This window comes from Macrococcoides bohemicum, assembly GCF_003259675.1.
Classification (GTDB): domain Bacteria; phylum Bacillota; class Bacilli; order Staphylococcales; family Staphylococcaceae; genus Macrococcoides; species Macrococcoides bohemicum.
Genome location: NZ_PZJG01000002.1, coordinates 295,673 through 318,282 on the forward strand (window position 1 = coordinate 295,673; position 22,610 = coordinate 318,282).

Annotated in this window: 24 protein-coding genes and 1 pseudogene; 4 read left to right on the plus strand and 21 right to left on the minus strand. The window is 33.5% G+C overall.

Going from position 1 to position 22,610, the window contains the following annotated elements:
• Positions 1-90: 90 nt before the first annotated feature.
• The 5 genes from BHX94_RS06045 to BHX94_RS06065 form a co-directional block, all read right to left on the minus strand.
• Complete coding sequence (locus BHX94_RS06045) at positions 91-453, minus strand: DoxX family protein (RefSeq protein ID WP_111745319.1); 363 nt, start codon at positions 451-453, stop codon at positions 91-93.
• Position 454: 1 nt separating this feature from the next.
• Entirely contained in the window at positions 455-943 is a 489-nt protein-coding gene (locus BHX94_RS06050) for a cupin domain-containing protein (protein ID WP_111745320.1), read from the minus strand.
• On the minus strand, positions 936-1,430 hold the full coding sequence (locus BHX94_RS06055) for a pyrimidine dimer DNA glycosylase/endonuclease V (protein WP_096077652.1): 495 nt from the start codon (positions 1,428-1,430) through the stop codon (positions 936-938). The genes BHX94_RS06050 and BHX94_RS06055 overlap by 8 nt, the downstream gene beginning before the upstream one ends.
• Positions 1,417-1,830 (minus strand): hypothetical protein, encoded by a 414-nt coding sequence (locus BHX94_RS06060; RefSeq protein WP_111745321.1) that lies wholly within the window; start codon positions 1,828-1,830, stop codon positions 1,417-1,419. The genes BHX94_RS06055 and BHX94_RS06060 overlap by 14 nt, the downstream gene beginning before the upstream one ends.
• Positions 1,831-1,915: 85 nt before the next feature.
• A complete protein-coding gene (locus BHX94_RS06065; protein WP_111745322.1) occupies positions 1,916-3,649 on the minus strand; it encodes a pyruvate oxidase in 1,734 nt (577 codons plus the stop codon).
• A 181-nt stretch (positions 3,650-3,830) separates the two neighbouring features.
• Here BHX94_RS06065 and BHX94_RS06070 point away from each other — a divergent pair, with 181 nt between their 5' ends.
• Entirely contained in the window at positions 3,831-4,784 is a 954-nt protein-coding gene (locus tag BHX94_RS06070; protein ID WP_111745323.1) for an NAD(P)-dependent oxidoreductase, read from the plus strand.
• A 101-nt stretch (positions 4,785-4,885) separates the two neighbouring features.
• On the opposite strand, the gene BHX94_RS06075 is transcribed toward BHX94_RS06070, so the two are convergent.
• From BHX94_RS06075 to BHX94_RS06110, 8 genes are all read right to left on the minus strand, one after another.
• The gene (locus BHX94_RS06075; protein ID WP_111745324.1) at positions 4,886-5,392 is read right to left on the minus strand and encodes an LURP-one-related/scramblase family protein; all 507 of its coding nucleotides are present in this window, start codon (positions 5,390-5,392) and stop codon (positions 4,886-4,888) included.
• Between the two features lie 115 nt (positions 5,393-5,507).
• Complete coding sequence (locus BHX94_RS06080; RefSeq protein ID WP_111745325.1) at positions 5,508-6,422, minus strand: hypothetical protein; 915 nt, start codon at positions 6,420-6,422, stop codon at positions 5,508-5,510.
• Between the two features lie 125 nt (positions 6,423-6,547).
• The gene (locus tag BHX94_RS06085; RefSeq protein ID WP_111745326.1) at positions 6,548-7,069 is read right to left on the minus strand and encodes a hypothetical protein; all 522 of its coding nucleotides are present in this window, start codon (positions 7,067-7,069) and stop codon (positions 6,548-6,550) included.
• An 80-nt stretch (positions 7,070-7,149) separates the two neighbouring features.
• Entirely contained in the window at positions 7,150-8,748 is a 1,599-nt protein-coding gene (gene abc-f, locus BHX94_RS06090; protein ID WP_111745327.1) for a ribosomal protection-like ABC-F family protein, read from the minus strand.
• Between the two features lie 186 nt (positions 8,749-8,934).
• A complete protein-coding gene (gene brnQ / locus BHX94_RS06095) occupies positions 8,935-10,311 on the minus strand; it encodes a branched-chain amino acid transport system II carrier protein (protein WP_111745328.1) in 1,377 nt (458 codons plus the stop codon).
• Between the two features lie 122 nt (positions 10,312-10,433).
• Complete coding sequence (locus BHX94_RS06100; RefSeq protein ID WP_111745329.1) at positions 10,434-12,191, minus strand: ABC transporter ATP-binding protein; 1,758 nt, start codon at positions 12,189-12,191, stop codon at positions 10,434-10,436.
• Positions 12,192-12,289: 98 nt separating this feature from the next.
• A complete protein-coding gene (locus tag BHX94_RS06105) occupies positions 12,290-12,640 on the minus strand; it encodes a hypothetical protein (protein ID WP_111745330.1) in 351 nt (116 codons plus the stop codon).
• Positions 12,641-12,680: 40 nt separating this feature from the next.
• Positions 12,681-13,127, minus strand: coding sequence for a MarR family winged helix-turn-helix transcriptional regulator (locus tag BHX94_RS06110; protein WP_111745331.1), 447 nt, complete (start codon positions 13,125-13,127; stop codon positions 12,681-12,683).
• 124 nt (positions 13,128-13,251) lie between these two features.
• Between BHX94_RS06110 and BHX94_RS06115 the strand changes: the two genes are divergently transcribed.
• A complete protein-coding gene (locus BHX94_RS06115) occupies positions 13,252-13,680 on the plus strand; it encodes an organic hydroperoxide resistance protein (RefSeq protein ID WP_096077664.1) in 429 nt (142 codons plus the stop codon).
• A 41-nt stretch (positions 13,681-13,721) separates the two neighbouring features.
• Here BHX94_RS06115 and BHX94_RS13130 read toward each other — a convergent pair.
• From BHX94_RS13130 to BHX94_RS06130, 4 genes and pseudogenes are all read right to left on the minus strand, one after another.
• Positions 13,722-13,853 (minus strand): annotated as a pseudogene (locus BHX94_RS13130) (isochorismatase family protein); the annotation flags it as partial.
• Positions 13,854-13,954: 101 nt separating this feature from the next.
• The gene (locus tag BHX94_RS06120; RefSeq protein WP_111745332.1) at positions 13,955-14,518 is read right to left on the minus strand and encodes a TetR/AcrR family transcriptional regulator; all 564 of its coding nucleotides are present in this window, start codon (positions 14,516-14,518) and stop codon (positions 13,955-13,957) included.
• Between the two features lie 345 nt (positions 14,519-14,863).
• Positions 14,864-15,742, minus strand: coding sequence for an SDR family oxidoreductase (locus tag BHX94_RS06125; RefSeq protein WP_111745333.1), 879 nt, complete (start codon positions 15,740-15,742; stop codon positions 14,864-14,866).
• 125 nt (positions 15,743-15,867) lie between these two features.
• Positions 15,868-17,061 (minus strand): NAD(P)/FAD-dependent oxidoreductase, encoded by a 1,194-nt coding sequence (locus tag BHX94_RS06130; RefSeq protein ID WP_170120775.1) that lies wholly within the window; start codon positions 17,059-17,061, stop codon positions 15,868-15,870.
• Between the two features lie 265 nt (positions 17,062-17,326).
• On the opposite strand from BHX94_RS06130, the gene BHX94_RS06135 reads away from it, so the two are divergent.
• Positions 17,327-18,775 (plus strand): YhgE/Pip family protein, encoded by a 1,449-nt coding sequence (locus BHX94_RS06135; RefSeq protein ID WP_170120776.1) that lies wholly within the window; start codon positions 17,327-17,329, stop codon positions 18,773-18,775.
• 43 nt (positions 18,776-18,818) lie between these two features.
• On the opposite strand, the gene BHX94_RS06140 is transcribed toward BHX94_RS06135, so the two are convergent.
• The gene (locus tag BHX94_RS06140) at positions 18,819-19,643 is read right to left on the minus strand and encodes an arylamine N-acetyltransferase family protein (protein WP_111745336.1); all 825 of its coding nucleotides are present in this window, start codon (positions 19,641-19,643) and stop codon (positions 18,819-18,821) included.
• Positions 19,644-19,830: 187 nt separating this feature from the next.
• On the opposite strand from BHX94_RS06140, the gene BHX94_RS06145 reads away from it, so the two are divergent.
• A complete protein-coding gene (locus BHX94_RS06145; protein ID WP_111745337.1) occupies positions 19,831-20,352 on the plus strand; it encodes an NADPH-dependent FMN reductase in 522 nt (173 codons plus the stop codon).
• A 58-nt stretch (positions 20,353-20,410) separates the two neighbouring features.
• Here the strand turns inward: BHX94_RS06145 and BHX94_RS06150 are convergent, their stop codons facing one another.
• From BHX94_RS06150 to BHX94_RS06160, 3 genes are all read right to left on the minus strand, one after another.
• Complete coding sequence (locus BHX94_RS06150; protein WP_111745338.1) at positions 20,411-21,097, minus strand: LrgB family protein; 687 nt, start codon at positions 21,095-21,097, stop codon at positions 20,411-20,413.
• Positions 21,084-21,470 (minus strand): CidA/LrgA family protein, encoded by a 387-nt coding sequence (locus tag BHX94_RS06155; protein WP_111745339.1) that lies wholly within the window; start codon positions 21,468-21,470, stop codon positions 21,084-21,086. The genes BHX94_RS06150 and BHX94_RS06155 overlap by 14 nt, the downstream gene beginning before the upstream one ends.
• A gap of 91 nt (positions 21,471-21,561) precedes the next feature.
• Positions 21,562-22,449, minus strand: a complete 888-nt coding sequence (locus BHX94_RS06160; protein ID WP_096077673.1) for a LysR family transcriptional regulator — start codon at positions 22,447-22,449, stop codon at positions 21,562-21,564.
• Between the last annotated feature and the right edge of the window lie 161 nt (positions 22,450-22,610).

Consider the following 22,610-nt stretch of genomic DNA (forward strand, 5'->3'; position numbering starts at 1 on the left):
ATTTATACCCAAAATTTGATATATACAAACAAATATTATCAATACGGATTACATTCACCATATATAGCGAACTAAAAACAATAGTATTTTTCATAAAATTTTTATCAATTTTATCAAAGCAAATTGCAATGGTAATCTCCCATATAAAGCGCTCTTCGGTAGTCGTTTATCACCTAACGGAATTCCTTTTCTTGCCATATAAATATTCGCCGGAAATACCCCTAATAAAAATGTATTGATTAACTTCTTAGCACTTTCACTTGGTTTTTTGATAATCAAGTAAACACCCATTATCATCTCAATCACCCCGGAAATATAGACAATTTCCTTTTTAAAGGGTATATAACCTGGAACAATCTTCGTAAAATTCGGCTCTCTTAGGAAATGAAGTATTCCTGCCGTAAAAAATCCTAATCCTAGTATCGTTTTCAGTAATAATTTTATTAATTTCATTTTATTGCTCCTCTATTGTTGTTAGTGCGTATTTCTCAATCACATCTTCCAAATGCGGATACACTTGCTTTAATTCATCTTTCGTAAATAATTCAAATCCCTCAAATGTAAATCCAGGTGATACCATACATCCAACGAAACTCCATTCATTGTCATCTTCGACACTTGAAGCGAAAATTGTATTCTTCGGTACTAAAAATTGTGGTACTTCTCCATTCATTACATCTAATCCCAACTTAACTGCTTCATACTTACCATCGGGATAAATCATATGAACGGTAAGTGAATCCCCTCCCTGGTAATACCATAATTCATCTGAATCTATCCGATGAAAATGTGAGATATTTCCTGTTTCTAAAAGAAAATAGATGCTTGTATATAGCACTCTACCATCACCATTTACTTCATTTGAACGATATGTTTCATAATAATAGCCACCTTCAGGATGTGGTTGCATACGTAATTTTTTAATCAATTGATCTTTATTCATATTCTTTCTCCATAATTTTATTAATTTTAAAACTACACCTTGGTGCTATTTTATCATTTAACCACTTTTCATATAGTAAATTCTGATAAGCTATATAAGCATTCTCTCCATAAATCTTATCTGGACCATATACATATAATGGTGGTAGAGCTGCTGGATTAGATAAATGCTTATGTTCGGAAATAATAGTAGCCAGAATGTCGATGTCTTTCTTAAATGTTTCTGAACGTTTACCCCCTCTTCGTGTATGTTCATCATCCATCACTTTTAGCATAGCAAAGCAATCTAAAATATATGGATGACCTTCATTATACACATGTTTAACAATGGGATGGTGTAAGTATCTAATGTTCCCATCAATAATATTTAATGCCGATAAACACACACGAATAATCTGATAAAGTTCTAACACTTGTTTAGACAATCTTCTATTATCTAAATAACGTGCAGATATTTCATGGTTCTCGCTAACTCTAAAAATTTGCATGGTGATTTTCTTCCTTCATAAATTGATATACGATATATAAATAGATAACATGACCTACCATCCAAACTAAAAACATCGGTAAAGAAGATGAATATTGTTGATATACTGCAATATTTATTAATAAAAAATACAGCAAAATAAAAACAAGTATAGTTATTAGTAGCGCTATTTTGAATAATGTTCCTTTTCGATATAATTGTTCTAGCGTACTGAAGAGGATGATGCTAACGATAAAGTGTGGTAATAACTCTTTCCATAAAACCATTTCTTTTTGATGTGTCAAAAAATCAATATTTAATAATAGTCGGACAGTGTTTGTACCAAAACAATAATCGCCTATTAACAACAATATATATAATGAAAGTCCGGATAACATTCCCAGTATAATTTTTCTAACCACGTGTCATTTTCTCCTCGATGCTTATTATTTAGTAAAAGAAGCAATCAACATCTTAAGTGATTGTCTCTTTCATTATTATATTGTATCAAAAGAATCTTCTCATAATTGTTTTTAATGGTGGCATCTTTTCAAATTTATTTTCTTCTAGAATTGATCGTAACTCAAATTTAGCATATCCTAACGCTTCATCCCATACAATTTGCCCAGGAAGTGGTGCCGCATCCGGGTCAACATAAGCATTGATAATCACTGGTTTATTCACTTCTTTTGCATGTCTGAAGGCACCCGCGAGCTCTTCTGGTTTCCTTACAGTAATACCCACACCACCACAACTTTCCGCAAATTTAGCAAAATCGATATCACCAAAATCAATGGCATACTCTAATTCACCCGCTGCTTGTTGTTCATATTTAATGAATGATAACTGTTTATTATTTAATACAACAATAATCATCGGTAAGTTATGGTATACAGCTGTAGCAAAGTCCTGCATTACCATTGCCATAGCTCCGTCACCTGTAATTGCAATTGCCTGACGATCTGGATACGCTATCTTACTTGCGATCACTCCTGGTAAAGCACATCCCATCGTACCTAACCATGGTGAAGTTAAGAAGCGATTATTATGATCAAGTCTTAAATATCTTGTTCCCCATACGGTTGATGTTCCTACATCAATCGAGAATACTGCATCTTCATCAGCTATTTTATCGATTTCAGCCATAATACGCTCTGGACGTAAAGGAAAACTGTTATTTGCTCTATCTTCATCAAGCCATTGATTCCATTCCGCCATATTTTCTTTACATGCTTCTAAGAATGGTCTTTCTTTTATTGCTGGTAATTTTTCAATTAATAATTGCAATATCTCTTTTGAATCACCCACCAATGGTACTGTCACTTTATGGCGAGTGCCAATATTTTCCGGGTTATTATCAATTTGAATACATGGTACATCTTCATCCGGCAGATAATCTACATATGGAAAGTTTGTACCAATCATAATCAATAAGTCCGCTTCTTTAGTTGCTTCAAATGCAGGTTTCGTACCAATTTTCCCTAAGTTCCCTAACATATTTGGATGGGTATCAGGAATTAATCCTTTTGCAGGTAAAGTCACAATAGAAGGTAATTGTGCATGTTCAATAAACTGCACAAGTAATTCTTTAGCATGCTTTGTTCCTGTTCCGGCAAGCACTACTGGATGCTTACTTTGTTCAATCAGTTTTATTGCTTCTGAAATGTTTGCCTGATCAATCTCAGACGTTTGTACTGGCATTTTAATTGGTGCTTCTGCTGTATGATCTTCTATTTTTGTGCTTAATAGATTACCGGGAATCGAAAGCACTACGACACCTTTTTTATCGTAAGCTGTTTGTATCGCTTCATTTACAACTTCAAATACATTTTCCGCCTGATCGAGTTGTTTATTATACACAGCAACATCAGCAAACATTGCTGTTAAATCTAACTCCTGGAAGTACTTTGTACCTAATAAATCTGTGTTAGCTTGACCAACGAGGACAAGCTGTGGAATATTATCCATCTTAGCGTCGTACATACCATTTAACAAATGAATTGCGCCAGGTCCACCAATTGCAACAGAGACTGCGATTTTACCAGTTAATTTCGTATAACTTGCTGCTGCAAGAGAAGCCACTTCTTCATGGCGTACATTATAAAATTTAATCTCATCTTCAGCGCCTTTTAATGCATCTATTACAGTATCTATCGTATCACCTGGAATACCATATACATGATCAATCTCCCAATGTTTAAGTGCTTTGACAAGTGCATGATTTGCTTTTAATTTTGACAAGTCGTTCACATTCCTTTCTTCACTCATATTCATACATATTATTTGCATTACCCGTTGCGAACAATATTAATCAAAATATACATCTTATAGGTATACATTCCTATTTCCATTATGTGCAAATGACATATCATTTTTGTTAAGATATAAATATACGCATCATATAAAATGAGGAGGTAACACAATGAAAGTTTTAGTAGCCGGCGAAATACCAGAAAAGGGTCTAAAGTTCTTAAAAGAAAACTTCGATGATGTTGATGTATTCGAAGGAGATAAATTAATCACTAAGGAGGAATTAATTAAACGTATTGCGGATAGAGATGCATTGATTAGTTTACTATCTACTAATGTAGATAAAGATGTCATTGATGCTGCACCAAATTTAAAGATCATCGCAAACTATGGCGCTGGATTTAACAATATTGATAGTGAATATGCACGCTCAAAAGACATCGATGTTACCAATACGCCGAAAGCTTCAACAAATGCAACAGCAGATTTGACATTTGCGATACTACTAGCTGCAGCAAGACGTGTTGTCGAAGGAGATAAAGTATGTCGTACGACCGGCTTTAACGGATGGGCACCATTATTTTTCCGTGGCCGTGAAGTTTCAGGTAAGACAATTGGTATTATCGGTTTAGGAGAAATCGGACAAGCTGTGGCACGCCGTGCAAAAGGATTCGATATGGATATTCTATATACAGGACCAAACCGTCATGAAGACCGCGAAAAAGATACTGGCGCAAAATATGTTTCACTTGAAGAATTGCTACAGCAATCGGACTTTATTACAATTAATTCTGCTTATAATCCATCAATGAAACATATGATAGATAAAGCACAAATCGAAATGATGAAATCAACTGCATATTTAATCAACGCATCACGTGGACCTGTCGTTCATGAAGCAGCACTTGCTGATGCATTGGAAGCGAAAGTTATTGAAGGTGCCGCTTTAGATGTATTTGAATTCGAACCTGAAATCAATGAAAAGCTAAGAAAATTAGACAATGTAGTCATCACACCACATATCGGAAACGCAACATTTGAGGCACGTGATATGATGGCCGATATCGTTACACAAAATGTATACAAGAAACTGAATAACGAACAACCAGATTATATCGTTAATTAAAAAATAGAAAGACAGATAAATAAGCATTTTAAAGTGAAATAAATTGAAAAGAGGAAATCAACTTCCGTTGACTTCCTCTCTTCTTTTTCTTAGGTAATACGCTATAATGTCGCCGATGTTGCAACTGTAGTGTTACCTGACTGCATATCCGTGTGAATCGCCATAACGATTGCAATAACGTGTGTTACATTTACACTTTCATCAAGAATATCAATTCCAAATGTATCTCTCCATTGAAAGAATTCTTTACTAATTTCAGCTACAATACGTCCAGAACCATCTTCAATCGTGTATTCATAATTCAAGAAGTTACCACGTACAATCCAGTCTTCTCCTTCAATAAGGTAAGTCGGTCTAAACGATAACATCTTCTTACGGATCGTTAGTGTTTCATAACCATTCACTGATACATCCATCGTTGTAGAAAAAGCTGCTGCACGTTGTTTAATAAACGCTAACTCATTACCATATGTATCTAGAATTCTTAACTTTCTACGTGCTAATAAATCATGCTGACCTTTCGCCGTGTAAACGACTTCATCCTGTTCATTCATAATCGAAAAATCTTGAGTCCACGAAAGTAACTTTTTCTTTGCATAAAGTCTCATCTTCAACAGCTCCAATTCTAAATTATTTATTTATATTATAACCTTTTAATTATCTACGATAAAATTACACACAGTACATTCTTTCCGGCACTTTAATATTTTTATATTCCATCATCTAATGCACCTCAAAATCAAATCTTTCACGTTCTTTTTGTGCACTTTCATCATTACCAAACCACACTTGTTTCACGTAAAACTTTCCTTCCCAATCCTTATCAAACGAGACATTGACGTTGCCATAGCGATAACTTTTATTGCCTAAAGCTATCCCTTTTTGCTCAGGTTTACCCCATACTTTCATGAATGCTTTCATACTAATATTCTCATGCATTTCATAATAATAATTAATATCAGTAAATACATAATCCTGTTCATCCATCCCTTTTGCTCCTTTAAAGAACGGAGAGATGATTGTATTATTATATCGACTGCGATAATACAATGCAGTTACGTATTTTTCTCCCATATTGATCAATGCTTCTGTCGGTTGACCAAAGATTGCTTCAAATTCTTTTCTCGTAATACCGAATTTAGCATCTTTAAAGCCATAAGTTTTACCTTTCATAGCTTTCATCACTTTCTTATCCAGTATATCCGGCAATTCAATTTCATGTACATTATCAGGAATTTGAAGTTTGTAATTGGGTTCGATGGCTTTTATCTTCTCAGCTACAAATCTAAAAAGTGCATTTGGAATAATATCATAATCTGGGTGTTCTGCATTACCAATAAATGCTTTCATCGATGCAACATCTTTAAATTCTTGTAATTCTAAAATTCTGAAACCATGAAAGGCTGCTAAATAATAGGATTGATCCAGCCAATTGACAGCGATATCAAATAAAGATTCTCCCATGATATGTGCCTCAACTGTATCCATATGCGTAGCAATATTTGAAACTAAATAGGCTAATTCTGTATCCGCTTCTTCTTCCATAAAATAACCCATCACTTCATTAGCATCACAATCTGCAACAATTTGTTGTAAATCCTTGGGTAATTTATTAATTACTATATCAATAGATTTCATAATGAACACCTCTTTAAATTTATATAGCTTTCATTATAAAATAAAAATACAAATATTGTATATGTAGATGTATTTAAGAACTTCTCATAAAAAATTGCCGAAGCAAATGATTACTTCGGCATTTTCTATTGCACCTGATATGCTACTTCTACCTGATCTTCAACAAACGAGTGTCGAATACTGTCTTCAAAAGGATTACTTATCGGATTACCTACATACATTTGAACTGTATCTTTACCTACTTTCATCGTATCTTTTTTCGGTTGCATGCCGTCATACGTCTTAATGTTAACGTCACCCAGTACTAATCGATATTGATTTCCTTCTGGCACTGCAAATGCAAACCCGGAATATGTTGATTTATTTTTGTGATAAGATACTTGAATCACATAGAACTGTGTCTTCCATGCTTTATTTGGTGTGTAAATAGCAGAAACTACATCATCTGTCTTTATAATATTTTTCACCATTGCCTTCTGCGCATCTTCTGCCGAATCATATAACCCTTTCTCTACTGCAGTAATATGTTCTGTCTTCACTTCTTGTTTACCTTGTTCATCATGCGGCATCTTCAGCCAAACGATACCCATAAATAAAAGTATTGCTAACACAGATACCGGAAGTAACAACTTTTGTTCGTTACGCACACTTACACCTCACTCTACACTTTTATCTTATCTACATTGTATAATACATTAATATTTTTGTAAGCGTTATCAATTATAAATTATTTATTTTCTAAATTATCTATATGCTTAAGTTGTTTTTTAAGTTCTTCCATATTAATTGTTTCATCAATTGTCGTTTTTGAGTCTACCAAGTGTTTATCGTGCAGCGTTAATGTACGCGTCTTAATCATGTCACTAAAATATGCATCATGACTGACAAAGAGTACTGTTCCTTTATATTGTTTAAGCAGATTACCAATAATGTCCTGCATTTCAATATCGAAGTAATTTGTCGGTTCGTCGAGAATGAGTAGATGTGCTTTTGAGAAATAGAGTTTTACAAATGATAGCCTGCACTTCTCTCCCATAGACAAATTTTGAACAAGATCATCCATACGTGATGCATCAAATCTGAATGCTGCAAGTATTGTGCGTGCCTGAGTTACGTCAATATCAAGTATTGTTATTTCTTCCAGAACGGTATGACTTGGTATTAAATTCTCAAGTTTTTGAGAAAAATACCCTATTTCAAGTGTGGGTGGCATTCTTATCTCACCATGTTGTATCGGTATTTCTCCTGTGATAAGTTTGAGTAACGTAGATTTTCCTGAGCCATTCTTACCTTTAATTTGAACAACTTCCCCGCGTTCTAATGAAAAAGTAACATGGTTAAATAATGGTTCATCAAATGCATGACTTACATCTATGCATTGCAATAAGTATTTATTATTGATTTCACTCGCTTCAATATCATATTCCGTACGCACTGCTTTTTCTACTTTACCTTCAAAGTTTGACATTTCATGATTCAATCTCGATTCTCGTGCCTTCATCCTTTTTGCCATTTTGGCAAGCTTTTTCTGCTCCCCGAAATCTCGTACACTCGCTTTATGATTCATTTCATGATGCCATTCACGCATCTCCTGAATCATTTGTTTCATACGTTTCTTTTCTTTTTGTTCTTTTTCAACGAGTGCTGCATTCGTCTTCTCTTCTAGATCAATCTGTGATTTATATTGATCATATGTCATATGAAACTTCCTTAATCCATCACGTGTTAACTCCAATATATAATCTGCTGTTTGATTAATAAACGCTCTGTCATGACTGGCATATAGAATCGTAAAATCATTGTGTTTCATCCAGTTTACGAGCCAATCTTTCGTTTCATCATCAATATGGTTTGTGGGTTCATCAAAGATAAACTTTGCCTTCCCTGATAACATCAAACGTATTAAAGATATTTTTGTTTGCTCTCCACCTGACAGCGTTACTAATTTTCTTTCAGCATCACTTTCAGATAAATTAAACTTATGCATCATCGTAATAATCTCAGATTCAAATGTATAACCATCCTGTTCCAGGTAATCGCTCATCGCATTCATATCTGTGTCTAAATTCATCTTTAGATGGTATAGCTCTGGGCGCCCTTGCATAATATAATCGATTACCGTTAATTCAGATACGTCCGACTGTTTAAGTTGTTGTTCCAGCAGTCCAATTTCTTCATCTTGCGCTATCAATGTATTCAGTATTGTTGTCTTGCCAATGCCATTGTTTCCAAGCAAAGCTACATGCTTGCCTGCTTCTATTTCAAAGTGTAAATCTTTGAATAATAATTTTTCCCCTGCATAAATGTCTGTTTTATTTAATCTCATAAACTCACCTCATAAAAAAATGTATCCCGCACAACGTTTGGGATACACAAAATAAGCCTATGAACGATAGACATACAATAAATAGACAGACTCATCCCGATAATTCAAACGTTGTGCAATTCAATTTGCTCAGCTTTCATTATCGAATGATCATCTCTAAATATTGATGCCTCCTTTTATATTTGATTACATTTTAACAGATTTACGCATTTTATACAAAATAAATCCTATTACAAAGCCAATCAATGCAGGTAATACCCACCCCATACCAATGGCAGAGAAAGGTAAGAATTTCTCTCCGAAAGTAGCTACACTTTCTCCAAAAGCAGATTTTGAAAGAAATGCAGGGCTAGCTTTTATACCGTCAATAATCGCTGCAATCATCGTTACAAAAGTCGTCCATTGATAGACAATTTTTGAATCATTGAAAGAACCACTGATTAAAGTTAACAGTATTAATGTAATCGCAAGAGGATATAAAAACATCAGGACGGGAATCGAATACTCGATAATCTTAGTTAAACCTACATTTGCCAGTATAAATGAAATAATACTTACTACGGTAGCAAACATGATATAGCTACGTTTCGGGAATAACTCAGTAAATGTTTCAGAGAAAGCTGTTATTAAGCCAATCGCTGTCTTTAAACAAGCTATGATAATAATTAATGACAGTAAAATAATACCGTAATTGCCCAGGTAATATTGCGCGATTTGTGCTAACGCTATACCACCATTCTCACTTACTTTAAACTGACCTAAACTCATTGTACCGAGCAGTGCGAGTAACGTATAAATTACACCCATAAGTACAATGCTTAAGAAACCTGACTTCACTGTTTCTTTTGCGATATCAGATGGATTCGTAATACCCAGCTTCTTAATAGTTGTTACGATAATAATACCGAAAGCAAGTGACGCTAAAGCATCTAATGTATTGTATCCATCAATAAATCCTTTAAGTAAAGCACCATCTTTATATTCCGGCTGAATTGGTGCATCTATGCCACCCATCGGTTTTAAGAAAGCAAGGATAAACAACACACCTAATAACAATAGGAATAAAGGATTTAAAAATTTACCGATATAATCTAATATTTTAGAAGGTCTTCTTGCAAAGAACCACGCAATACTAAAGAATAACAGACTAAAAATAAATAAATAAAGACGAACATTTTCTTTAGCAATAAATGGTGTAAATGCGATTTCGAATGGCACTGTTGCAAGACGCGGTAAAGCAAACAATGGACCGATTACTAAATAAAGTGCAATTGTAAATAAATATGCATATGTCTTATTCACACGTGAAGCAATATCAAATAAACCATTCGTTTTAGACACACCAATGGCAATAATACCTAAGAAAGGTAATCCAATTGCGGTGATTAAAAAACCAAAGTTCGTAATGAAGACATTTGCTCCACTCATCTGTCCTGAATGAATCGGGAAGATTAAGTTACCTGCTCCGAAGAATAAACCGAAAAGCATAGAACCGATAAAGATATTTTCTTTTAATGATAATTTCGTTTTTGTATTAATAGTGACCCCTCCAGAGCAATACATAAATTTTTATACTATATTCTTTAATATTAAAGAATATAATTTTTTATTATAGCATTACGAAACTATAAAATGAATTGAATTTTTAAAATATTTTAAAAATAGAAAAATTTCTATGTCTGTTATTAACTCACTATCTGCTCTTTAACATAATCTCGATATAATTCGTGTGATGCAATTAATTCCTGATGTGTACCAGATCCTGTTATCATACCTTTTTCAACGAAGTAAATATTATCCGCATCGACAATAGTCGATAAACGATGCGCAATAACGAGTGTAGTACGTCCTTCCATCAATTGATTTAATGCACGCTGAACTTGTTCTTCTGATTGTGAATCAAGTGATGCTGTTGCTTCATCGAGCATTAAGATTTGTGGATCGCGTAAGAATGCACGAGCAATCGCAATTCTTTGTTTCTGTCCTCCAGATAATTTCACACCACGTTCTCCAATCTCAGTATCTAACTGTTCCGGGAAATCTTTAACAAATGATGCTGCATAAGCTAAAGATAAGCCTTGCCATAACTCATCATCAGATAAATTTCGTTCTAACCCATACTGTAAATTTTCTCGAATCGTACCTGCAAACACCGCACTATCTTGAGACACGAATCCTATTTGACTGCGCCATGAATGGAGTTGTACATCATTAATATCGGTGTTACCAATCTTAATCTCACCCTTACTCGGATTATAGAAACGTTCTAGTAATGAGAAGATAGTAGATTTCCCACCACCACTGGGTCCTACGAACGCTACGACACTATTTTCTTTTGCTTCGAATGAAACATTTTTTAAGATTGGATGATCTTCCTCGTATTGGAACGATACATCTTTAAACATAATTGTTTCACCTGAAACATTTTTTGTCATCCCTATATCAATTGCTTCTGAAGGCATATTCATTAACTGTACAACACGTTCTGTTGCCCCCATTGCTTTTTGTAATTGCGAGAAGAATATTGCAAAACTTCCAACTGGCATCATTATATTAAATAAATAAAGCAAGAACGCTACAAACTGACCACTTGTTAGACTGCCATCTTGTACACGTACTGCACCGTATCCTAATACGACTACGAATAATCCAATCATTGCTGTCATCATAATTGGTTGTAAGACTGCTTCAATCTTCGCATCTTTAATCCCTAACTTAAATACATTCATAATGAGATTTCTTCCAGATTGTTTCTCGTATTCTTCACCATTGCTCGATTTAATTAAACGAATTTCTGATAATTTCTCACTGGCATCTGCATTAAAAGCTGCAGTCGCTGTTTGTAACTGACGACCGATTTTAGACATCATTCGCCCAATTGGTACCATAATTAAACCAATGACAGGTACGGCTAAGAACATTAATCCCGCCATCTTCCAGTCCATAATAAACAATATAATCATCGATCCGATTAACTGAATTCCCCCGGCAATAAAGTTAGGGAAATGTGAAGTCATCAATTCTTTAATGACCGTCGTATCATTTACTAATCTTGAACTCGTTTCACCCGATTTGTGATCATCGTAATACTTAACCGGCAATGTAAGCAGATGATCCCATAGTTGTTCACGCAATGATTTCACAGTATGCTCTCCACTGAAACGCAACAAATAGCTCCCTATTGCTCCAAATCCAAGCTGAGCAACAAATGCCAGAATCAAAGTAAAAAGCAATGACATATTCATCTGAGTTAATCTGCTACCATCAACTAAGTTCTTTGTAAGCTGAGGAACTATAAGCGCCGCACCACTCGTTAATAGCGTAAAAAACATACCTATCATAAATACTCTCTTTTTAGGATTCATCTTTGTTACAAATTTTACGAAGTCCTTTGTCTTAAATTTTTTAATTGAGGAGCTTTGTTTTTTATTTACTCTATCCATTTTGTCCACCTTATAATGTCTACAATGACATTCTGATTATATAATTAAAAAAATTACTTTATATACATTTTCAATATAGACAATATATGAACGACCTCTTACGTCGCAGTGCCTAATTCTCGTTTTAAATTATTTAATACATTATGCGTAAACTGATTACCATAGATTTCTACTTGACGATCAATGATAGAAGCTTTCATTTCATGTAAATCTGTCAGCTCGTTCGTTCCAGCAATACCGTAAAGACTTGATATAAATTCCAGCATATACGCAATAACTTCAGTATCTGTTGATTGCAATAAATAATTAATCGCTTCATCGATTAATTCATATGCTTCTTCTCCAGATAATTGTTTAATCATACTATAGAATTGTGCACCGACTTTATCTTCATCAAAATAACCATCTTCTTCTTTTATGAATACTCCATCCAACTGTTCTTGTAACATAATCAGACCTCCTCATAATATTTATATTCATTTAAGATATTTACTTAAGATTACTGTTTTGAATTGCCTCTATCAATCGATTATTTTCTGCTATTAATTCACTTGCTCTCTCTTCAGTCAAACCTTCAATCGTTGAGAAACATGTTAAAAGATGGCTTTCAACTTTCTTTTGTAGCGTACGACCCTCTTCTGTTAACTGAACGATTAACTGACGTTTATCTTTCTCCGGGCGTAATCTCATCACATACCCCTTGCCTTCTAAACGTTTAAGCAGTGGTGTTAATGTATTACTTGCAAGATCCAGCTCTTTCCCTAATTCATTTAAAGTTTGACTCGGTTTCTCCCATAAACTGACTAATGCTAAGTATTGTGTATAAGTCAGATTAAATGATTTTAATGACGATTTATAAAACTGATTAAACAATCTATTCACATTATAGTATGAAAAGCATAATTGTTTTGACAAATTATTTCCTTGCGTATTCATCTTTTCCTCCAATCGTTCACGATTTTTTATTTTAATAAGTATATCATTTGACTTCAAAGATTATAAAGTTTAATATTTTATTTATCAATCGCGCACGATTAATAAATAAAAAGGAGTTTTTAGAATGGATAAAGTATTATATGAAACAACAGTGATTAGTAAAGGTGGTCGTAACGGTAAGGTGTTTAGTGAAGATAACACTTTCTATTTAGACATCGAATCACCAAAAGAATTAGGCGGTAAAGGTACAACTGAATCAAATCCTGAACAATTATTTGCAGCAGGTTATGCAGCATGCTTTAACAGTGCTTTAACATTACTGTTAAAAAAAGCCGGTCATACCGATATCGACCCTGAAGTAAGAGGTACTGCAAAGTTAATTTCAGATGAATCTGATGGTGGCTTTAAGTTAGCTGCTGCATTAGAAGTACGCATTGAAGGTTTAGATCAAGCGACTGCTGAATCATTCGTTGAAAAAGCACACAATTTCTGTCCTTACTCAAAAGCTTTAAAAGACAGCATTAATATTGAATTATCAGTAACTACTGACTAATAGATGAAAGACGCCTACAAATTTCGTAGGCGTCTTTTTTGTTACTTTACTAAATCTAAAAACGCTTCAGTTATCATCGTTTGACCCATTACAGGAAATACATTATCAATCGGAAATTGATGTAAATCTGATCTAGGCGCGCTCATCATATCTGTAATAAAGTATTGATTATATCCATACTAATATTCCTTTTTGTAAATCGATTAATACAAGTGCTGTTTTTTAAAGTCTATCATCTTTTTCATCCATTATTATTATTAGATTCGTATTTAAATTATTCCATTAATCTTTCAATAAATATGTAGTGAATTCTATCTGCAAATATTTTAGGTTGAACGTGTTTTTCAATACAATGGTGTTCAAATACGTCTTTCGAAAATGAATTTAGCATAATATCTGTATGGAAATCTGCATCTTTTACAATATTCAACGCTTCAACTAAATTTAATAAAGCAGCTTTAAGTTGCGGATAGAAATGTAAGTCCATCATAACTTTACGCTTACTGCCTTCAGTTTTCATTTCCTCTAACTTCTCTCGATTATCACTTATTAATGTAACAAATGAATGAAGGATTTCCTTCACCTTTTCAGAATCTGATAACTGCGTTTGTTGAATCTGTTTAATCTCTACAAACATCTCCTCTATCGCTTCATCCATTAAAGCTTGGCAAATCTCTGCTTTACTACTGAAATGTCGGTATAAAGTTCCCTGTCCAATACCACAATCCGTAGCAATTTGCTTCATCGCCACTTCACTGACACTATTTGCACTAAATAAACGATTTGCTGTTTCTAGTATACGTTTTTTATTATGCATGGCATCACTTCGTTGCTTCATACGTAACCTCCAAAAATCATTTTATTGACAAATATTACTGATGTGATTATTATAAATGAGAATAGTGTCCGTTTACAAGTGAAAGGTTGACGACAATATTTATGCTCATTAATGGTATTATGATTCCAATTTCAGCTTACTTAACGTCTAAATATTCTACAAGACGATTATTCAATACAGCATTAATCTTATTTATAATTGGATCATGGCATTGACTTTACCGAATTCACGAACGAAATAGTAAATACAACAATAAAAACCATAATGAAAAGACATGCCGGCTGGCATGTCTTTTCATATCTATATACAAATAAGTAGTTAATTTTAATAAATTTAATAAATATATTAATTAATTGGAGAACCACCAGTTACACCATACACTTGACCTGTAATAAAGCTTGCATTATCACTAGCAAGTAACACGTATACATCAGCAAGTTCTACAGGTTGACCAGCACGTTGTAACGGTTCTTTCTTACCGAATTCAGGAATTTTCTCTTGCGGTTGTCCACCACAAATTTGAAGTGGTGTCCAAACTGGACCAGGTGCTACAGCATTGACACGGATGCCTTTAGGGCCAAGTTGTGCTGCTAATGCTTTCGTCAATGAAATATTACAGCTCTTCGTCATTGCATAATCTAATAAATGTGGACTTGGTTTTACACCCTGAATAGAACTTGTCAAAATAATACTTGCACCAGGTTCTAAATATTTCAATGCAGCTTGTATAGAGAAGACACCAGAGAACACGTTCACTTCGAAAGTGTCACGTAATTGCGCTTCATCTAAGTTTTCAATATCATATTCATATTGCTGCATACCAGCGTTCAATACTAATATATCTAACCCACCAAGCGCTTCGTGAGCTTTATCTACCATATCTTTAGCAAATTGCTTATCACGAAGATCACCAGGAATTAATACACACTTCTGACCAGCTGCTTCGATAACTTGTTTAACCTCTTCAGCATCAGACTGTTCATCCGGATGATAGTTAACTGCAACATCTGCGCCTTCTTTAGCATAACTAATAGCAGCAGCACGACCTATACCAGAATCTCCACCTGTAACTAGCGCTTTCTTACCAACTAACTTCTCAGCCCCTTTATAACTCTCTTCACCACAATCAGGAACAGGTGTCATCTTACTTTGAATACCAGGATATTCCTGTGGCTGCTCTTCATATTTTTCGTTAAAATACTTATTTAATGGATTGTTACTCATTTGTAATTCCTCCTAAGAAAATTTAATACTTCTTGTATACCCCAAAAATATAACAATAAAGATTTACTCGAATTATTTTTATTACATTTATACATATTATTCATTTAAACCCAAAGTAATATGGTCTATCGCTTCAACTTAAAAATCTCAGATAACGGATTGTACTTCCCTTCGATCATATCCAGCAGTAGTTTGCTACCAAATGAGGAGTAAACTGTTCCATTGCCACCATATCCATATAATCCATATACTTCAGCATCTTCTTCTATCTTCCCGATAAATGGTTTCCCATCCTTCGTTTCACCAAATCTTGCACCGTACGCATACGCTACTTCTAATTCAATGTCCGGATACAGTTTATTAAACGCTTTAATTAATCGTTTACCTTGTTTTTGAATATGTTTTTCATTAGGTATCTTATCTGTCTTCTCATCCAATCCACCAATTAACACTCTATTTCCCGGGACATGTCTTATGTATAAGTATGGTCTTGCAGATTCCCAAATCATCGCTTTATCTTTCCAGAATTGATTTTCTTCAATCGGCTGCGTCACAACTGCATAACTCGCGACAAATTCTTCACGATGAATATAACGTTTCGTTATTTCATTTTTCGCATATCCTGTTGTCATAATTAGTTTATTAGTTGTAATTACTCTATCATTTAACTGACATAATATTTGTTCTTCCTTCTTCTCATACTTCACTAACTCAGTATTTTCAAGAACATCTAAATGGAAGTTACTATGTGCGTATTTTACGACTTCATTTACAAATACATATGGATTGATTTCAGCATCTTCATGCGTAATAAGTGCATTGTATTTTTTAATTCCATATGCTTCTTCAAGTTGCTCTGGATCAACGTAATCTACCGGAAAACCAAAGTATTTCAACGCCTGGTATTCATCTTTAATTACTTTTTTATCACGCTTAGTAGAAGCGATAAATAGACTGTCGCGTTTAATGAAATTTATGCGCGCGTCTAGTAATTTCGAAATCGTTTCAATATCTTCTAAACCTTCTTTACTTGCTTTATAAAAGTGATAGGCTTCAAGCTCCCCAAAGTCTTTTACACATTCATGTAGCAATTTATCACTCATATATTGCATTAGTCCAGTATTTGCAGCACTACTCGCACTTCCTATTTCACCTTTATCAATGAGCAATGTATTGTGCCCCGCCTGCGCTACTCTATAAGCTGTCAATGCTCCACTCATTCCACCACCAACAATCACTACATCATAATGTGATGCTATTTCATCCTTATAGTTTTTCTTTGCGTACGTTTCCGGCCAATATAATTTTCCGTTATGCATAACTAGCTCCCCCATTTTTAATATTTTAAATATTATTTTCATCATACCCATTTCAAATTTGAATAATCTAAAGTTATGTATTTGTCTATCCTCAATACGCTTATCGATGAATAAAAGATAGTTTTTATAAATCTTTTAGCACAAATAACTTGTGTTGTAATTTTACATATATTATACTGGGCAAATGTATTCAAAGATTAATTTGTTTATTATTTATAAATGACATTTTTACTTTACTAATATAATTAAAAAAGGGGGATTATACGTGTTTAAAGACTTTCATGCATTAAAGAAACATCCTGTCTTATTTCTATCGCTTATCGTAGTTTTATTCTTGCCGATTATTTATAGCGCCGTATTCATCTATTCTATGTGGGATCCTTACGGTCAGACACAAGATCTTCCCATTGCAATCGTTAATAATGACAAAGGCGCTAAGATTCAAGATAAAGATGAGAATCTGGGGAATCGAGTAATCGAGAAACTGAAAGAAAATAAAGATTTTAAATGGGAATTCATCGATTCAAAAAAAGCTAGAAATGGCATTGAAAAAGGAGATTACTTTGCTGTCATCGAGTTTCCTAAAAACTTCTCAGATGATGCTTCTACAATGCTCAATCCAAATCCTAAACATATGGAGATGCACGTTCAAACTAACCCAGGTTATAGCTATTCAGGACAAAGTATTGGTGACAAGAGTATTCAAGCGGTTAAAGATAACATTTCATTATCTTTGCGTGAACTTTATTTAAAGAAAATATTTGGTTCAATTAAAGATATGCGTGGTCAATCTCAAGAGCTTTCTAGTGGTTTAAAGAAGATGGAAAAAGCTGAGCTTGATTTAGCAAATGGTTCTAAACAAGTTGATAGTGGTCTTGCTAAGACCCAAACTGCATTACCTCCATTACAAAATGAACAGTTTAATCAATTGATCACAGGTTCAAGTCAAATCACTGATGGATTAAATAAACTCACCGAAAATACAAATCAAATCACTAAAAATATCGATAAATCATTAAAGCAAACGGATAATTTATCTTTTAGCAAAGAAAATGCGATGACCATTAGTGATCCAGTCACTACTATAGAACATAATGTCACAAAAGTAGAAAACTACGGACAAAGTTTCGCACCATATGTACTAAGTTTAAGTCTATATGTTGGTGCCATCGCATTTGTTACCATTTATCCGGTCGATAAACGTGTAGGAGACTCAAAGAGTGCTGTTAACTGGTGGTTAAACAAACTCGGTTTAATGTTAATACACGGTTTGTTACAAGGTTTATTCTTATCTTTATTTACACAGTACGTAATAGATATTGAAATTGCTAATCGTGGATACTTCACACTAACTTTAATCGTTTGGTCTATTGCTGCAGTACTGATCGTATCATTTTTGGTAGCAGCATTCGGCAACATCGGGAAGTTCCTGGCGATTATTTTATTAATCTTGCAACTCGGTTCAAGTGAAGGCACTTTCCCGATACAGTTAACTAACAAATTTTTCCAGACATTACACATATATTCACCAATGACTTATGTTATTAAAGCATTAAGAGAATCAATATTCGACTTCGAAGGAAATATTCCCATCAATACAGCAATCTCAATTATTGCAATAATTGGAATCGTTGCCGGTTGCTTGCTTTACTTCGCTTATTTAGGTCGTTTAAATCTTAAAAATATTCGACTAAATACGAGAGATTTAGATTAATAAATAAATGATGCCTCGATTGCAATCGCAACCGAGGCATTTTCTATTGTTCATCAATACGTTTAATATCTATATTTAATCCAAAGTTTTCTTCTAACAGCTTACGGTAATTGTCTTTATTCACGGGAATTGTTGTTTTTTCCCCGTAATCTGTTATTGTCATTTGACGATGCGTCATCGTTTTTCTCCCGTTCGGATTTGGCATAGTAATTAATAACTGTTTAACAAAAATAGATCCTGGATTATATTGATTATATTCTATATTTTCTTTAAAGTCTGGTAACTCCTGAGCATGTATACTTGCTTCATATTTCGTTTTGTATTCTCCATCAACAAGCTTCTGTACAAATATTTGATTGTTTATCTGAATGGCACGGAATGTTCCATTAACATCTGTAACAGTTTCAAAATTTTCATTAGTACCAATAGGAATAGCTTTCATCGGTAAATCTCCGAATCCAACATCAGCAATATAGCTTATATTATTGATTTCTACAATAGTCGTCATATGAGAACCTTCACGGCTTCTTCCTTTTGGTGTAACAATCGTTGCTGATGTATTAAAGGCAACAAAACCTTTTTTCTGCAAATAATGTCTGAAAAATGTATTCATTTCATAACAGTAACCACCTCGATGATTTGAGATGATTTTATCGTAAAGTCCATCTAAAGTTAAATTGATTTCCTGTTTATTTTGAACGTTAATATTCTCAAAAGGAACTTTTAACATATAGTGCGCTATTAATTCATTCAGATATTCTATCGTTAAATGTTTAATTTCTTTTTCGTCTTGAAATTTTATATAGTTATCTATCTTTTCTTCTTGTTTATTCGATAAAGCTTCTTTATGTGTTGGTAATACAGCCATGTTTTTCTCCTTAATCTCTAATAATATAATATGAGCAAATTATATATGAGAGAAGTGTCCGTTTCAACTTTGTTGATTATATCAGTAAAGTATCGATTGTAATATTAAAAGTGTTGATTGCTTGATAAAAAGGTTGTTTTACAATACTATTTCAATACAATAAATAAAAAATACAGGAGATGAACCCATGAAAATTGTTGGCATTAGCGGAAATCCTTATCCAAATTCAACCAATTTAAAAGTACTCGAGAAAATTGGTAGCGAGCTTACTAATTTAGGTCATTCATTTGATGTCATTCATGAAGTAAAAGAATTACCATTATTTAACCCTCAAACTGAGTTTCAGGAGCACTATGAAATCGTCAATCAGATGAGAAATAAAATTAAAGCAGCTGATTTTTTGATCATTGTCAGCCCTGAATATATGGGTGGCGTTCCTGCTATTCTTAAGAATGCTTTAGAATGGATGTTATCAGAATCTATACTCATGCAAAAACCAGTAGCATTTGTTATTCACTCACCTATTGGTAAGCATGCTGTTGAAGCACTCAATAGACACTTAAGTATTATGGGTGCAGAGCTGAAGGATGAATGGCAATTACTCATTAGTTATAATCAGCGTATTGAACGAGAAGATGGTTGGTTTCAGGATGAAGCTATCAATGAACAGGTAAAGACTTTAATACAAAACATTAATAGTACACCATAAAATCAGATTATATACTCATAAAACAAAAGACCTTTTAATATCAATAAAAGGTCTCTTTTCAATATAAAAACATTAAAAAAACAGGCAATAAAAATGAACTTAACACCGCTGAAAGTATCATTGCGACAGAACTAAATGCACCTGATTCGTTATCAATTTCTAAAGCTCTTGCAGTTCCAAAAGCGTGAGATGCATTCCCGAAAGACATTCCTTTAGCGATACTTGATTGAAAGTTCGATTTCTCGAGAAGATAAGAACCTAAAATACTTCCTATTATTCCTGTCGCTAAAATAAACAATATCGTAATCGTATCATCTCCACCAATTTGTTTAGAAATTTGTAATCCCACTGCTGCTGTAACTGATCGCGGAAGTAAAGTAGCGATATCTTCTTTAGCATATCCTAAGATTTTTAACGTACTGAATATAAGTAAAAAGTTAAGGATAATCGCTGAAAATACACTCAAAAAAATCGTCGGCGCATATTTTATTATTTTATCGGTATGTAAATACAAAGGATAAGCTAAACTCACTACTGTACATCCTAATAAGTAGTTGATCCATTGCCCACCCAACATGTAAGTGTTATAGCTGATATGAAATAGTTGTAGAATCACGATTATACCAATACCTGCTATAATTGCGGGATTCAGTAAAGGTGAATGCCACTTTTTTTGTATCATCTTGGCGATGATAAAGAAAACAACTGTAATAATAATCATGCTAATTATTTTAATGACTAACATCTTGCACACGACCTTTTAAACGATTGATTGATTTCTCTGCAATATAACCTGATAAGTAGGCAACAGTGACCGTACCAAATGCGATCAATAAAAAGAAAATTACAAAGTTACTATCCATTTGGCCTATAATATTCTTTACTCCTACAATAGAAGGTAGGAAGAAGAATATCATTGCCGTCAAAAATAAATTGGCACCTGATTTAATCCAGGTTTCCTTTACCACTCCAGTCATAAGTAAGATGTAAAATAATACAAGGCCGATAATACTACCTGCAATCGGTAGATGCAGAAGTTGTTGCAGGAAGTTTCCCACACTCGTAATTAAAATAATCAATAGTATTTGAAATAGCGTTATCATGCTTTGTTTTACCATTCATTTCGCCTCCCCACTATGCTATTGTAAAACAAAAATCTATCGATAAAAATAGCAATTATCGATAGATTATATGAAAAAAATTCATGTATCACTGATTTAAGTGAATCGTCATATAATCAATCCATTTTCTAGATACATGATTTAAATAAACGTTCTTTTTCCAGATTACACCGATTTTCCAGGAAAGTAACTCTTTTTCAATCGGTACAATTGATATTTCAGGGTTTTTATTGAGTGTCTTAGCAATATTTTCGGGTAATATCGTTACGCCTATATTCGATGTAATCAAATACTCTATAATATTCCATTGCGTTATTTTAGCGATGACATTCGGTACAAACCCGTGTTGTCTGCATACTGTCTGAATTAAATCATTGATATAGTAAGCTTCATCAAACATAATAAACGATTCTTCCTTTAAATCATTTAACTTAATAACATTTTTACTACTTAACGCGTGATTCTTTAATAAAACAATATAGAAATGCTCTTTATAAATCGGTAAGTAATCAAAATTATTTGTATCAACCGGAAGTGATGTTATACCAAGATCCAATTGATTGCTCAATATTTTCTGCTCAATTGACTTTCCACCGCCCTGTGTCAATTGATAAGTAATCTTCGGATATCTATCATGATAAGCTTGAAAAGTATTCATGAATTTATTAGCATCTGCAATCGTAGATAATCCAAAACGAATATGCCCGGTTTCATTACCGTCTTTTTGATGTAATTCATCCGGCAATTGATTGTATATCCGGATCAATTCTAATGATTTATCATATAGTAACTTTCCTTCGTCTGTAAGTAAAAGACGTCTATTTTGACGGGTGAATAATGAAGTATTAAATTCCTTTTCTAAATCTCTAATCGCCTTACTCAATGTAGATTGTGACATATACAATTGATTCGCAGCCTCTGTCATGCTTTTGTGTTGAACAATCTCTACAAAGTATTTCAACTGCTTAATATCCATATCATCATCGCCTTTTTATATTGTACAAAATAATATCTTAAGTTATTCTATCATTATTGCTTATTGCTCAAGATACTGTGAAGTAATAATTTAAGAAAAACAGTCTATTAAATCCAAGTATATATCATTATATTCAATAAATTTATATATATGAATAATCT